This window comes from Xanthomonas vesicatoria ATCC 35937 (assembly GCF_001908725.1).
GTDB lineage: Bacteria > Pseudomonadota > Gammaproteobacteria > Xanthomonadales > Xanthomonadaceae > Xanthomonas > Xanthomonas vesicatoria.
This window is the reverse complement of record NZ_CP018725.1, coordinates 1,208,574-1,221,074: the sequence shown is the minus strand read 5'-3', so window position 1 is coordinate 1,221,074 and position 12,501 is coordinate 1,208,574. Positions and strand designations below refer to the sequence as shown.

12 protein-coding genes, 1 other RNA gene and 1 pseudogene are annotated in these 12,501 nt (G+C 64.6%); 7 read left to right on the top strand and 7 right to left on the bottom strand.

The window, feature by feature from the left end:
* Nucleotides 1-151: 151 nt before the first annotated feature.
* A complete protein-coding gene (locus tag BJD12_RS05350; RefSeq protein WP_042828809.1) occupies nt 152-1,339 on the bottom strand; it encodes a Tle-like phospholipase domain-containing protein in 1,188 nt (395 codons plus the stop codon).
* Between the two features lie 36 nt (nt 1,340-1,375).
* On the bottom strand, nt 1,376-2,185 hold the full coding sequence (locus BJD12_RS05345; RefSeq protein WP_162096976.1) for an ankyrin repeat domain-containing protein: 810 nt from the start codon (nt 2,183-2,185) through the stop codon (nt 1,376-1,378).
* Between the two features lie 188 nt (nt 2,186-2,373).
* Here BJD12_RS05345 and BJD12_RS05340 point away from each other — a divergent pair, with 188 nt between their 5' ends.
* Complete coding sequence (locus BJD12_RS05340) at nt 2,374-3,078, top strand: HAD family hydrolase (protein WP_039420001.1); 705 nt, start codon at nt 2,374-2,376, stop codon at nt 3,076-3,078.
* Between the two features lie 657 nt (nt 3,079-3,735).
* Here the strand turns inward: BJD12_RS05340 and BJD12_RS05330 are convergent.
* Together BJD12_RS05330 and BJD12_RS05325 are read right to left on the bottom strand one after the other, a co-directional pair.
* A complete protein-coding gene (locus BJD12_RS05330) occupies nt 3,736-3,960 on the bottom strand; it encodes a YbdD/YjiX family protein (protein WP_005993531.1) in 225 nt (74 codons plus the stop codon).
* Nucleotides 3,960-6,032, bottom strand: a complete 2,073-nt coding sequence (locus tag BJD12_RS05325; protein ID WP_005993529.1) for a carbon starvation CstA family protein — start codon at nt 6,030-6,032, stop codon at nt 3,960-3,962. Before BJD12_RS05325 ends, BJD12_RS05330 begins: the two co-directional genes overlap by 1 nt.
* Nucleotides 6,033-6,265: 233 nt before the next feature.
* On the opposite strand from BJD12_RS05325, the gene BJD12_RS05320 reads away from it, so the two are divergent.
* Both BJD12_RS05320 and BJD12_RS05315 read left to right on the top strand, forming a co-directional pair.
* Entirely contained in the window at nt 6,266-7,123 is an 858-nt protein-coding gene (locus tag BJD12_RS05320) for a pirin family protein (protein ID WP_005993526.1), read from the top strand.
* Nucleotides 7,124-7,156: 33 nt separating this feature from the next.
* Nucleotides 7,157-7,581 (top strand): annotated as a pseudogene (locus BJD12_RS05315) (OsmC family protein).
* 133 nt (nt 7,582-7,714) lie between these two features.
* Here BJD12_RS05315 and BJD12_RS05310 read toward each other — a convergent pair.
* Together BJD12_RS05310 and BJD12_RS05305 are read right to left on the bottom strand one after the other, a co-directional pair.
* Complete coding sequence (locus BJD12_RS05310) at nt 7,715-8,176, bottom strand: hypothetical protein (RefSeq protein ID WP_005993521.1); 462 nt, start codon at nt 8,174-8,176, stop codon at nt 7,715-7,717.
* Nucleotides 8,177-8,425: 249 nt separating this feature from the next.
* Nucleotides 8,426-9,316: a pirin family protein gene (locus BJD12_RS05305; protein ID WP_005993519.1), complete on the bottom strand. Its 891-nt coding sequence runs from the start codon at nt 9,314-9,316 to the stop codon at nt 8,426-8,428.
* A 340-nt stretch (nt 9,317-9,656) separates the two neighbouring features.
* On the opposite strand from BJD12_RS05305, the gene BJD12_RS05300 reads away from it, so the two are divergent.
* Complete coding sequence (locus BJD12_RS05300) at nt 9,657-10,037, top strand: hypothetical protein (protein ID WP_126936607.1); 381 nt, start codon at nt 9,657-9,659, stop codon at nt 10,035-10,037.
* Nucleotides 10,038-10,098: 61 nt separating this feature from the next.
* Nucleotides 10,099-10,174: non-coding RNA, sX9 sRNA (locus BJD12_RS05295), on the top strand.
* Between the two features lie 189 nt (nt 10,175-10,363).
* On the opposite strand, the gene nfi is transcribed toward BJD12_RS05295, so the two are convergent.
* Nucleotides 10,364-11,077, bottom strand: coding sequence for a deoxyribonuclease V (gene nfi / locus BJD12_RS05290; RefSeq protein WP_005993515.1), 714 nt, complete (start codon nt 11,075-11,077; stop codon nt 10,364-10,366).
* Between the two features lie 103 nt (nt 11,078-11,180).
* Between nfi and gpmA the strand changes: the two genes are divergently transcribed.
* Nucleotides 11,181-11,930 carry a 2,3-diphosphoglycerate-dependent phosphoglycerate mutase gene (gene gpmA / locus BJD12_RS05285; protein ID WP_005993513.1) on the top strand — a complete coding sequence of 250 codons (750 nt, stop codon included), beginning with the start codon at nt 11,181-11,183 and terminating at the stop codon, nt 11,928-11,930.
* A 135-nt stretch (nt 11,931-12,065) separates the two neighbouring features.
* Nucleotides 12,066-12,383 carry a hypothetical protein gene (locus BJD12_RS05280; RefSeq protein ID WP_042828115.1) on the top strand — a complete coding sequence of 106 codons (318 nt, stop codon included), beginning with the start codon at nt 12,066-12,068 and terminating at the stop codon, nt 12,381-12,383.
* The last annotated feature ends 118 nt before the right edge of the window (nt 12,384-12,501 follow it).

The window sequence follows — 12,501 nt, the reverse complement described above, 5'->3', positions numbered from 1 at the left end:
CCGTGCGGCCGGTGTCATGGAGCTGCTGCCTGGAACAGCCCCATGACACCGCCGATCGGTTTGCTGGGCAAAGGGATCGGCTTTGTGCGGCCACTCGCACCGCACGCGTCTACCTGACGAACGCTGACTGCGGCACCGTTTGCCGAGCAAATTATTGCTGAATCACGCGACGCTGCTCTTCCTGCTGCTGGGCAGGCTGCTGCGTGTGCTGCTGGTTGTGCTGCTGCAACTGACTGACATTGCCTTGTGCAGGTTCGTTGGCAGCTGACGCGGTCTGTACATGGCTGCGCAGATGCGCCGGGTCGTCCATGCGGCCTTGCACCGCAATCAGGCTGTCGCCATCGCGGTTGGGCACCAGATGATCGATCCGCTGCAGGCCGTCGTTACCTGCACGCGCAGCCACGCTGGCGGCCGTGTTGATAAACGCGGTGTTGTCGCGCAGCCCCAGCCGCTCGCGTTGGCCATCCAGCTGCACCACCGCGTCGTTGAACAGCTGGCTTCCAGGCTGCAACGACGCGCCACGCGCCTGGTCGGGCGACTGCATGTCCTGCGCCTTGATCACCGAGTCCATGCCGTGCAGGTCCAGGCGATGCTTGAGCATCATGCCGGGTACCAGCCGCTGCCCGAACGACAGCGGGTCCGGCTCCGGCAATTCGATCTGGTGACCTGCCGCGTTGGGCATCGTCCACTTCAGCGGAATGCTGTCTTCCTGCAGATGGGTGAGGATTTCGTTCTTGACGTGGTAGCCGCGAATCAACTCGTCGCTGGCGTACTGCTTGGCTGCCGATGCATCCAGACCCTCGCGTTCAAGGGTGCGGTCGTTGACGCCGGCCGCGTTGTACGTCACTGCGGGAATATCGTTGACCATGGCCGACGCCGATGCCAGACCACCGCCCAACGAATGGCCGGAGATCACCACCTGGTCGCCGAAGGCCTGTTTGACCTGGCTGCCGAGCTGGATTGCCGATGCGTATTGCGCATCGTCGAAGCCCAGGCCCTGGCCGATGTTGTGCTTCCAGTCCTTGCCTTCGTCGGTGCCGCAAAAACCGAGCACCACCTGGCCTTGATCGTTGCGATAGAACGCGGCATCGAAGCCGCTTTTGGCGTCGTGCAGCAGCGCCGGATCGATGCCCGCCTGCTGCAACGCGCTGTCGTCCATGCGCGACCAGCCGTTGGCCAGCGGCGCAAAGCTCTCGGCGCCGCCTTCGCGGCGTTGATTGGCGGTGGCGTAGAGATCTTGCAGCAGCGCCGGAAACTGCCGGTCCTGCGGCTGCGGTTGTTGTCCGCGCATCGACTCGGCGAACGGGGTGGATGAGTCACTGGAATTTGACGGGGGCATGCGCAGCTCCTTGCGTGCGTCGTACGGAAAGCGCGCTTAGCGGCTGCTTTCCACGGGAATGTTATGGGCGCTCAACCAAGCGCGCACATCCGACCTGACCTGTTGTCCGGTGGCATTGAGCAGCCGATCCGGCGTAGTGAAAAAATATGCCTGGAAAGTTTTCTGCTGCGCATTGCGCACCGTGGGGTTCACGCCGGCCTTGAGCAATTGCAGCACTGCCGGGCTGGAGGCGCCGCTTTGTGCGGCCAGATGCAGCAGGCTGTTACCGGGGTGGTCGACACGCTGCACGTCGGCGCCTGCATCGAGCAACAGGCCGATCTGCGCATCGCGCTTGCTTTGCACCGCGCGGAACAGCGGCGTCCACCCGGCGCGTGCGCTGACCACATCGATCGGCGCCTTGTGCCGCAGCAGAATCTTCAGGTATTCCGGGTCCTGCGCCATGGCGGCCATGTGCACGACGGTTTCCTGGTCCATGCCTGGCAGTGCGGGGTCCGCGCCTGCGTCGAGCAGCGCGTCCAGGGCGCGTGGTTGTTCGTTCCAGATCGCCCATTCCAGCAAGGTCACGTTCTGATCGCCATGTGCGGCCAGATCGACGGTGGGGGCGAGCGTTTTGATCCGTGCAACGTCGCCGTGCGCGATGGCGTTGGCGATGTCGGTCAGACCGGGGTCGCGGAAAGCGACGGCGTGGTCCTGCAGCGTAGCTGACATGGTGGTTTGCTCCTTGGCACCGGGCGAGGCGGTGCATGAGACCGCGAAAAACGAGGTCGCAAGAACGAGCAGGGTGGGGAATCGCGTCTGCATCGAAATCTCCTTCTCCTGATCGCATTCCTGGTGACGCTGCGGCAAGTCCCGCCACAGCGGGGCGATCCTACCAGCTGTAAAAATCATAAGCGGTAAGATTTTGTGACATGGGCGCGGAGGTTGGTCACCTGGTCGGGTCTGCTTGATGACGGACCTTTTGGACGCGCGCGCGGGCGTAGTTCTCCCCCTGCCAGCACCGCGCCACAGCCGACGGTCACAAGCTGGCCGGCATAATGGCGCTTTGCGAGCAGATGGGTGCAATGGCGTACGAGCTACTGATCAGTGACTGCGATGGGGTTCTTGTCGACAGCGAAATCCTGGCCGACCGAGTGATGCGCGAGGCGCTGGCAGCATTCGTGCCGGCCGTGCCGCTGGAACATCTGCTGGGGACCACGTTCGGGCAGACCACGCGCGAGGTGTTGCGGCGGGTGGAAGAGCACTTTGCGCTGCAGTTGCCGGACACCTTGCTGGCGCAGATCCAGGCGCGCAGCGAGGCCTTGATCAAGGCCGAGGTGCAGCCGATTGCAGGCGTGCGCGAGGCGCTGGAGCAGATTCCGTTGCCGTTGGCGGTAGCCTCCAACAGCCGGCGTCACAACGTGATCGCATCTGTGGAGCGGGTTGGGCTGACCGCGCGCGCTGCCGGGCGCATTTTCAGCGCCGATATGGTGGAGCTGCCCAAGCCGGCACCGGATGTATACCTGCTGGCCGCGCGCACCGCCGGTGTCGCGCCGGAGCGTTGCCTGGTGATCGAAGACAGCCCGACCGGTGCCACCGCGGCGCTGGCAGCGGGCATGCAGGTGCTGGGGTTTACCGGTGCCAGCCATATTCCGCAGGGGCACGGCGAGACCTTGCGTCGGATCGGCGTGCTGGAGGTGTTCGACGATATGCGTAATTTGCCTGCGTTGTTCGAGCGGCTCGTGCAAAAGCGCGCTGGTTGAGGATGTCGCGTCGTCGCATCGTTTGGCTGCAGTCGAATGCCTAGAGCAGCTAATACGACGACTGCGCAGCCACCAGGCGGGCGCGGCCGGTGCCTGACGACTGCTCGCGACGTTTTGTGAGCCCCTTTTAGATCAAAAGCGTCGTTGGTCGAGCGTGCGATGCCCTCACCGCTTGCGGGACACGCCGTGAACCCGCCCCTGGGGGCTCGGTGACGGCATCCATGCCGCCACACGGTCCCGCAAGCGGCGAGGACACCGCACCAGAGGGTTGGTCGGTCGCTAGGTGAAAACCAGGCCAGCTTGCTAGTTGCATTGGCTTGCTGCTGCGGGCCGCAACGACATGAGAATTCGCCAATTGCAAGCACCTCATCTTGCACACCGACCATCTCGACGGGTCCTTGCCCGCTCACCGTCGCAGGACCTTGCGCGGCATGGATGCCGCGTAAGAGCTTACAAGGACGTCCTTGCTGCGTGTTCCGCGATGGTGAGCGGGCAAGGGCCTTGCAGCAAAACTGCAGATCAGCCCTCTGCCTTGCGGGGCGTCCCGTGATGGTGGCAGGCAAAAGCCCTGCGGTTAACTCAAGCCATCAACGCAACAGGGCACGATTCGCATCGCGCCCTGTTGCGGTTTCACTAGATGATCAGCCACTCAGCTAATCAGCAACAACGAAACCCGCTCTTTCCGCCGTAGCGCGCATCCTGCCGCTCGCGAAAGAAGGTGGGGTAGTCCATCACCGGTTTGTCCGGGTGTTTTTCCAGCATGTGGCGCACGTAGTTGTCGTAGTCGGGAATGCCGCAACACAGGCGCGCGGTCTGGATGAGCCGCCGCCAGAGACGGCGATGTACCTGATATTGACTGGCAAGAACGAGTTGGGTGCCCATCACAGATCCGCCATCTGATGCGGCTGCAAGGCTACGTACGGTGTTTCGCGGTCAGTGCGTTGCGGGTTGCGGCGCGCGGCGATGATCGTCTTGATCGCATAGAGCAGGATCGACGCCACCACGAACAGGAACAGCACGGTCAGCCCGGTGTTGACGTAGGCATTGGTGACGATCTGCTGCATCTGCGGCGCCGTCTTGGCCGGTGCGGTGATGGTGTTGCTGGCGATGGCGGCCTGGAACTTGTGCGCCTGCGCCAGGAAGCCCTGCGCCGGGTTGCTGTCGAAGATCTTGATCAGCCCGGCATAGGTCGTGCAGAGCAACAGCCACAGCGCCGGCACGATGGTGACCCACGCATAGCGGTCGCGCTTCATCTTGAACAGCACCACGGTGCCCAGCATCAACGCAATACCCGCCAGCATCTGGTTGGAGATGCCGAACAACGGCCACAGCGTCTGGATGCCGCCGAACGGATCGATCACGCCGGTATAGAGCAGGTAGCCCCACAGCGCCACGCAGCCGGCGGTGGCGATGATGTTGGCGGTCCACGATTCGGTCTTCTTCAGCGCCGGGATGAAGTTGCCCAGCAGGTCCTGCAGCATGAAGCGGCCCGCACGCGTGCCGGCATCCACCGCGGTGAGGATGAACAAGGCTTCGAACAGGATGGCGAAGTGATACCAGAACGCCATGGTGTCTTCGCCCGGCAATAGCTGATGCAGGATCTGCGCGATGCCCACCGCCAGGGTGGGCGCACCGCCGGCGCGGGCCAGGATGCTGTGCTCGCCGATGTCCCTGGCCGTGGCTTCCAGCACGTCAGGGGTGATCGCAAAGCCCCATTCGGAGACCTTGGCCGCAACCGCAATGGTGTCGGTGCCGACAAGCGAGGCGGGGCTGTTCATGGCGAAGTAGATGCCCGGCTCGATGATCGAGGCCGCCACCAGCGCCATCACCGCCACGAACGATTCGATCAGCATGCCGCCGTAGCCGATGTAGCGCATGTGGCCTTCGTTGGCGAGCAGCTTGGGCGTGGTACCCGAGGCGATCAACGCATGGAAACCGGAGACTGCGCCACAAGCGATGGTGATGAACAGGAACGGGAAGATGCCGCCCTTCCACACCGGGCCGTCGCCGGTGGAGGCGAACTGGGTCAGGGCCGGCATCTTCAGATCCGGCATCACGACCAGGATGCCGATCGCCAGCGCGAGGATGGTGCCGATCTTGAGGAAGGTGGACAGGTAATCGCGCGGCGCCAGCAGCAGCCACACCGGCAGCACCGAGGCGACGAAGCCGTAGCCGATCAGCATCCAGGTGATCTGCTTGGCGGTAAAGGTGAAGGCCGGGCCCCAGGTCGGGTCTGCGGCGACCTTGCCGCCCAGCCAGATCGCGCCCAGCAGCAGGATCAGCCCCACCACCGAGATCTCGCCGATCTTGCCGACGCGGATGTAGCGCATGTACACGCCCATCATGATCGCGATGGGCATGGTGGCGATCACCGTGAACATGCCCCACGGGCTCTCGGCCAACGCCTTGACCACCACCATCGCCAGCACCGCCAGGATGATGATCATGATCAGGAAGGCGCCGAACAGGGCGATGGTGCCGGGCACCTGGCCCATTTCCTCGCGCACCAGATCGCCCAGCGAGCGGCCGTTGCGGCGGCTGGACAGGAACAGCACCACGAAGTCCTGTACCGCGCCGGCGAACACCACGCCGACCACCAGCCACAGCAGACCGGGCAGGTAGCCCATCTGTGCGGCGAGCACCGGGCCGACCAGCGGTCCGGCGCCGGCGATCGCAGCGAAGTGATGCCCGAACAGCACGTGCTTGTTGGTGGGCACGTAGTCCAGGCCATCGTTGTTGGCCACCGCCGGCGTGGCGCGGGTGGGGTCGAGCTGCATCACCTTGTCGGCGATGAACAGGCTGTAGAACCGGTAGGCGATCAGATAGATCGACACCGCCGCCACCACAATCCACAACGCGTTGATATGCTCGCCGCGCTGTAGCGCCACGGTACCCAGACAGAACGCGGCCAGCAGCGCGAGCGCGCCCCAGGCCAGCTTCGAGAACCCTTTCATGCATGCCCCTCAGGAACGATTCGCCCAAGGGTCCCCCCGTGCCCGGCTGCGGTCAATGGCAGCGCTCCGCGGCAGGGTAAAACTTTGGTCGTAGAGCGTTCGGGGACGCGGTGCGCTAGCGCCCGCCACACGGCGGCCAGCGTTTGGAACGATCGGTTGCAATGGCCGTGGTTGGGCGCTGCAGCATGCGCACCCATCATTGGCGCACCGAAACACGGCACAGGGAACACGCAATGAGCACCACCACCACGACAGCGGCGCATGTGCTGCGCACCATCCGCGGCCTGCCGACCTCCGACGGCGCCGGCGTCAAGCTGACCCGCGTCATCGGCACCCAGCAGCTGCCGGAGTTGGACCCGTTTCTGATGCTCGACGAGTTCGGCACCGAAAAGGCCGAGGACTACATCGGCGGTTTTCCGAGCCATCCGCATCGCGGCTTCGAGACGGTGACCTACATGCTCGACGGGCGGATGCGGCACAAGGACAACCACGGCAACGAAGGCCTGCTGACCCCGGGCAGCGTGCAGTGGATGACCGCCGGCCGCGGCCTGATCCATTCGGAAATGCCGGAGCAGGAATCCGGGCGCATGCGCGGCTTTCAGCTGTGGGTGAACCTGCCGGCGCGCGACAAGATGACCAAGCCCAAGTACCAGGAATACGCGCCCGACCATATCCCGGTGGCGCAGCCGGCGCCTGGCGTGACGGTCAAGGTGATTGCCGGTGCGGTGGGCGAGGTGATCGGTCCGATCCTGCAACCTGCAACCAGCCCGGTGTACCTGGATATCGCCTTGGAACCGAATGTGGAGTGGGATTACCTGCTGCCCGGCGGCCACAACGCGTTTGCGTATGCGTTTGAAGGCGACGTTGCAATGGGCGAGGGCGATGCTGCGCGCAGGCTGCCTGCGCAGGAACTGGCGGTGCTGGGCGGCGGCGAGCGGCTAACGCTGCGCGCTGGTGCGCAGGGCGCGCAGCTGATCCTGGTAGCGGGCCGGCCCCTCAACGAGCCGGTGATGCGGCATGGCCCGTTCGTGATGAACACCAAGCAGGAATTGATGCAGGCGTTCGTCGACTTCCAGGAGGGGCGGTTCTGACCGTGTCGAGGTCATATACCGCAGGAGAGTGCCATGAGTGACCGCCCCGTCCATGTCAGCACCGAAGCGGTGCCGTACACCGTCAGCATCCACGATGGGCAGCACCGCTGGTTGGGCGATACCCAGCCGGCAAACGGCGGTGCCGATGCCGGGCCGGATCCGGAGTCGCAAGTGCTCGGTGCGTTGGGTGCGTGCACCGCGATCACGGTGTCGATGGTGGCGGCACGCAAACGGTGGCCGCTGACGGCAGTGCATGTGCATCTGCATTACACCCAACGCGGTGCGGCAGGCACCGACATCAGCCGTGAGATCGTGCTCGAAGGCGCACTGGATGACGCGCAACGCGCGCGGTGATGGAAGTGGCCGACAAATGCCCGATCCATCGGCTATTGACCGGCGAGGTGCGTATTTCCAGTGGGTTGCAGGCAGCGGACGCTGGCGGCGATCGCGCGAGCTGAGCTTGGCGAAAGGCTGTTGCATCGCATCTGGGTGGTGCGTGGTTAGACCCTCAGCACGGCAAGCGCTAGGCCTGCCTTGTAGGTCATGTGTGATGCACGCGTGGCATCACGCCACGCAGCACCCAGCGTTGCCTCAGCGTTGCAAGGCCAGGCTGGCCGGCTGCAGATCCATCGCCTGCACCAGCGATTGCATCGAGGCGAGTTCCTCGGTGCTGGCTCCGTCGATCCAGAGTTGCGCGTAGCGCTTCTTGCCCAGCTCCACCACGGTGACGCGACGCGATTCCATGCCCGGCATCTCGCGGCCGCCCAGATCAAGCTTGTACCAATAAAACTGTTCCTGCTGGATCTGGCCCTTCTCGGCGCGGCGGTCGCGGGCCAGGGCCATGGCGGGGTCGCGGGTGGTGAGCATCACGCCCACTACCTGGCGGCCGTCGGCGGTGACCGCCTTGCAGACCAGATAGTCGGCTCCGGCCAGCTCGTTCCATTGCAGTCCCGATGCGGGCGGCAGGGGCGGGCAGACCGGCGCAGTCTGGGCGTGGGCGGTTGCGGCGGCCAACAGCAATGGCAGGCCGAACAGGCAGGATGCGGACTTCATTCAAGTGTTCCCCGGCGATGGATGACAATGCGGGGCGACGTCGTCTTTCGTGCCGCTGCACCGTCCCAAGCTCCCCGCTCGAGCGTGCCGTCCACGCGACGTGCTCCGACTACGGCAGTATCACTACCACAGTTTTGTGGGCGTGCTCAAGCTGGGTCGCATCCATGCGTGGCATCGCTTGTGTGGCGGGGCACTTCCGTTGCGAGACCCGCTGCGGTTGCGTCCGCCAGGTCCGTTTCGCGCATGGTTTCAGGGGTAATTGACCGGATTGGGTGCCGGCGTTTCCGGCAGCGGGATGAACTCCTTGTCGTCACCGGGGATGCTGCCGAAGCGCCCGGCCTGCCAGTCGTCCTTGGCCTGTTCGATGCGCTCCTTGGAGCTGGACACGAAGTTCCACCACAGGTGACGCGGGCCATCCAGCGGCTCGCCGCCGAGCAGCATGGCCTTGAGCGGTGTCTTGGCGCGCAGGCGCCCGCGCGCGCCGGGCGAGGGCACGATCAGGTGGCGCGACGGCACGTCGGCACCATCCAGCTGCGCTTCGCCTTCCAAAATATACAGCGCGCGCTCGGCGTGTCCGGTGTCCAGATCGATCTCGGCATCCGGGGCCAGATCCAGCGCCACATTGAGGGTGCCGCTGAACACCTGCACCGGCGATTCTTCGCCATAGGCGCGGCCGGCGATCACGCGCAGCCACACGCCATCGCGACGCTGCTGCGGCAGGCTCGCGGCGGCGTGATGGTGGAAGGCCGGTGCGGTTTCTTCTGCAGAGCGCGGCAGCGCGATCCAGGTCTGCATGCCATGCAGTGCATGTTCGCGCGCGCGCTCGGGGCCGGGCGTGCGTTCGGAGTGGGCGATACCGCGGCCGGCAGTCATCCAGTTGACGTCGCCTGGGCGGATCACCTGATCAGAGCCGAGCGTGTCGCGATGGCCGATCTCGCCCGCCCACAGGAAGGTCACCGTGGCCAGGCCGATATGCGGGTGCGGGCGCACGTCGATGCCGTGCTCCGGCTCCAGCACGGCCGGGCCCATATGGTCGACGAACACGAACGGGCCCACGCTGCGCGCCTGCAAGGTGGGCACGGCGCGACGCACTTGCAGCCCGCCGATGTCGTGGACGCGTGGGACGATCAGCGTGGTCATGGCGGTGGCTCGTGACGAAGTCGCGCGTAGCTTCCCACACTTAAATCCATCTGGCAGTGGCTCCGGCAGGCGTGGGTCGATGGTCGATAGCCGCGGGGGTGTACGCCTGTGCGGAAGCCGGCGCGTCCTGGCGATCTTGTGACCCGTCCTGCAGGGCTGACCCATCAATGCCGCTGCACCTGAGCAATCTTCGTTTTTGAAGACGGGGAGGTGAGGTTCGGTCACGTGCTGTGCGGTGGCGAGAGATAGTGTTACGCGCCGACTTGACGCGCTGTGACGTTCGAGGGCCGGCGTGCACGCTGTATTTCACGTTTCCACTCATTGCTCTGGAGAAATGCCAATGCTGTTTTTATCGGGAAGCCGCAGCAAATTCCGTGTGGCGTTATGTGTTTGCGCCATGATGGTTGTAGTTCCGTTCGCACAGGCGCGCGATCCCCGCATTCCTGGTGCGGTCGAACTGTATGCCTTCAATTCGTCGCCTAGCGTCAAGGCACTTTTGCTGACGGATATACGTGGCCCGCAGCTGTGTCTCAAGCTTGGCGGAGCGAAAAATCGCTTGCAGAACATCGACAAGAACGTCCAGTACACCGTCATCGGGATGAGCACGCTCGATTGCCGTACGGGAACGGGGGTTGCAGGCGTCAACACGCAATTCATTACGCTTGGAGATACCGTGATTCTCACCATCAACACAACGGGCATCGGGGCAAAGATCCAATAAGCGCAGATAACAGAACGACTGCGTAGCGTCCAGGCGGGCGCGGTCGGTGATCGGAATCGGTATGCACCCGTCCGTACACTCCGGTTCTGAGCGCCGCCCGCACCATCTTGACGACCGCTCGCTACGAGTTGTCAGCGGCTCCAAGACGGCCTGCGTGCCGATGGAAGTGGTTCGCCGAAGACTCGCGATGGCATTGGCGACATGGCGGGCGTCAAGACGCCTTGTGAGGATCACGCAATGCATACCCCAGGCGGCGAGCTGGGGCGTCAGGCTTCTTCGATGCTTCAAACACCAGTGTGCGCTGTGACCGCAACTGATGCTGTGGGTCAAAACAGTGTGCCTGGCCCGGTCCCTTGCAGGACGACCTCGCCGCGCCGCGAGGCCAGCCGATCGGCCAGGCGGGTGGGTTCGGGCAGGCGATAGCCGCGCAGTGTGCGCACGGTCCAGTCGAGTGCGCCTTGCATCGAGACGCGATGCCCGGGCGAGACGATCAACGGATTGCAGCGCGGCTTGCTGCGTAATGCCCAGCCGATCTGCGTGCCGCCGAGCAGGATGCGGCTATGCTCGCCGCGCTCCGGGCCGGGGTCGACAAAGCGGCCGGCCAACCGTTGCTTGGCCACGCCGATGCTCGGCAACCCCGTCACCACGCCGAAGTGCGCAGCAATGCCGAGCTTGCGCGGATGCGCGATGCCCTGGCCGTCGACAAACACCAGGTCCGGGGTACGCGACAGCAGTGCCAGCGCCTGCAGCAACGCCGGCAATTCGCGAAAGCTGAGCAGGCCCGGCACATAGGGCATCGAGGTGGGCACGCGGGCCACATGCGTTTCCAACGGGAGCAAGGTCGTTGCATCCAGCAGCACGGCGGCGGCGCGCGTGGTCTGGCCATCGTCTTCGAAGCCCACATCGAAACCGGCCAGCAGTTGCGGCGCTGCGGCGACTTGGTCTTGCAAGACCACGCGGTGTGCCAGTTGCTGCTGCAACTGTCGCGCCTGTGCGGCGCTGCCGTCCCAATCGGCGAATACGCGAGCGATGTTCGACATCACCGCAGCATCGCGCGCCACACGTGGGCAGATCGTGCACGCCAGCGAGGCGCTGGCTGCCGCTACAATCGCAGGCTGATCGGCCCCCAATCGGAGAACCGTAGTGACCCGCAAACTCGTACTGCTGCGCCATGGCCAGAGCCAATGGAATCTGGACAACCGTTTCACCGGCTGGGTGGATGTGGAACTCACCGAGCAGGGCCGGCAGGAAGCCATGGCGGCCGGCAAGCTGATGAAGGACGAAGGGCTGCAGTTCGATGTTGCCCACACTTCGGTGCTCAAGCGCGCCATCCATACGCTGCAGGGCGCATTGAAGGAACTCGATCAGGACTGGCTGCCGGTGTCCAAGAGTTGGCGCCTCAACGAGCGGCATTACGGCGGTCTGCAAGGCTTGGACAAGGCCGAAACCGCGGCCAAGCATGGCGAAGAGCAGGTCAAGATCTGGCGCCGCTCGTATGACATCCCGCCGCCGGCGATGGACGTCAACGATCCGGGGCACCCGTGCCACGACCGTCGCTACGCCACGCTGGATCGCAACGCATTGCCGGGCACGGAGTCGCTGGCAACCACGCTGGTGCGCGTGTTGCCCTACTGGCACGATGCGATCGCGCCGCAGTTGAAGGCTGGGCAGACCGTGCTGGTGACCGCGCACGGCAACTCGCTGCGCGCGCTGTACAAGTACCTCAACGACGTGTCCAACGAGCAGATCCTGGAGCTCAACATCCCCACCGGTATTCCGTTGTTGTTCGAACTGGACGACAACCTTCAGGTGCGCAGCTTCCGTTACCTGGGCGACCCGGAAGCGGCCAAGCGCGCTGCAGAAGCGGTGGCCAATCAGGGTAAGGCGAAGTAGACCTGTGCCCGATGCCGCGCATACAGGCGCGGCGTGCAGTGTCCACAGCGCGGCGAGCGCTGCGGTGATTCGGTCCGGTACGCCGGGCGCTGCGTGCTGCAGCGCCCGGCGTGCCCCGCATGCAAGGACGACAGGATGTCCGCCAGACGTAGACACCAGCAAATGAGCGCCACCTACTGCCGTGCCTATCTGGTCACGGTGGGGGTGTTGCTGGCAGGCGCCAGTGCTGCATTCGGGACGCTGGCCGCTGGCAGCGTCTCCAGCGATGCCTTGCTGGTGGCGCTGCTGATCTGTGTGATTGGCGTAGTGGTACTGGCGTTCGGGTTGTTCGGGCCATCGTCACAGATGGAGGCATGGGCTGATGCCGCATCCGGGCACGAGGTTGCGTTGGTGCTCATGCTGTTGGCGTACCCGGTGTATCTGCTGATGGCGCCGTTTTACGCGCGCCGGTAGCCGTAGGCGCTGATGGGGCAGTGCATCGGGCAACATCTGCACGCCGATGAATGTTTTCGGTAAGGCGCGGCAACCGACACCTGGGTGGCGCAGCGCCGTTGCAGCCACCCGTGCGTGC

Bases quoted from the DNA above. Each gene is read 5' to 3' on its own strand.
- BJD12_RS05350 (WP_042828809.1), bottom strand. From the start codon at position 1,339: ATGCCCCCGTCAAATTCCAGTGACTCATCCACCCCGTTCGCCGAGTCG.
- BJD12_RS05340 (WP_039420001.1), top strand. From the start codon at position 2,374: ATGGCGCTTTGCGAGCAGATGGGTGCAATGGCGTACGAGCTACTGATC.
- BJD12_RS05330 (WP_005993531.1), bottom strand. From the start codon at position 3,960: ATGGGCACCCAACTCGTTCTTGCCAGTCAATATCAGGTACATCGCCGT.
- BJD12_RS05325 (WP_005993529.1), bottom strand. From the start codon at position 6,032: ATGAAAGGGTTCTCGAAGCTGGCCTGGGGCGCGCTCGCGCTGCTGGCC.
- BJD12_RS05320 (WP_005993526.1), top strand. From the start codon at position 6,266: ATGAGCACCACCACCACGACAGCGGCGCATGTGCTGCGCACCATCCGC.
- BJD12_RS05310 (WP_005993521.1), bottom strand. From the start codon at position 8,176: ATGAAGTCCGCATCCTGCCTGTTCGGCCTGCCATTGCTGTTGGCCGCC.
- BJD12_RS05305 (WP_005993519.1), bottom strand. From the start codon at position 9,316: ATGACCACGCTGATCGTCCCACGCGTCCACGACATCGGCGGGCTGCAA.
- BJD12_RS05300 (WP_126936607.1), top strand. From the start codon at position 9,657: ATGCTGTTTTTATCGGGAAGCCGCAGCAAATTCCGTGTGGCGTTATGT.
- nfi (WP_005993515.1), bottom strand. From the start codon at position 11,077: ATGTCGAACATCGCTCGCGTATTCGCCGATTGGGACGGCAGCGCCGCA.
- BJD12_RS05280 (WP_042828115.1), top strand. From the start codon at position 12,066: ATGTCCGCCAGACGTAGACACCAGCAAATGAGCGCCACCTACTGCCGT.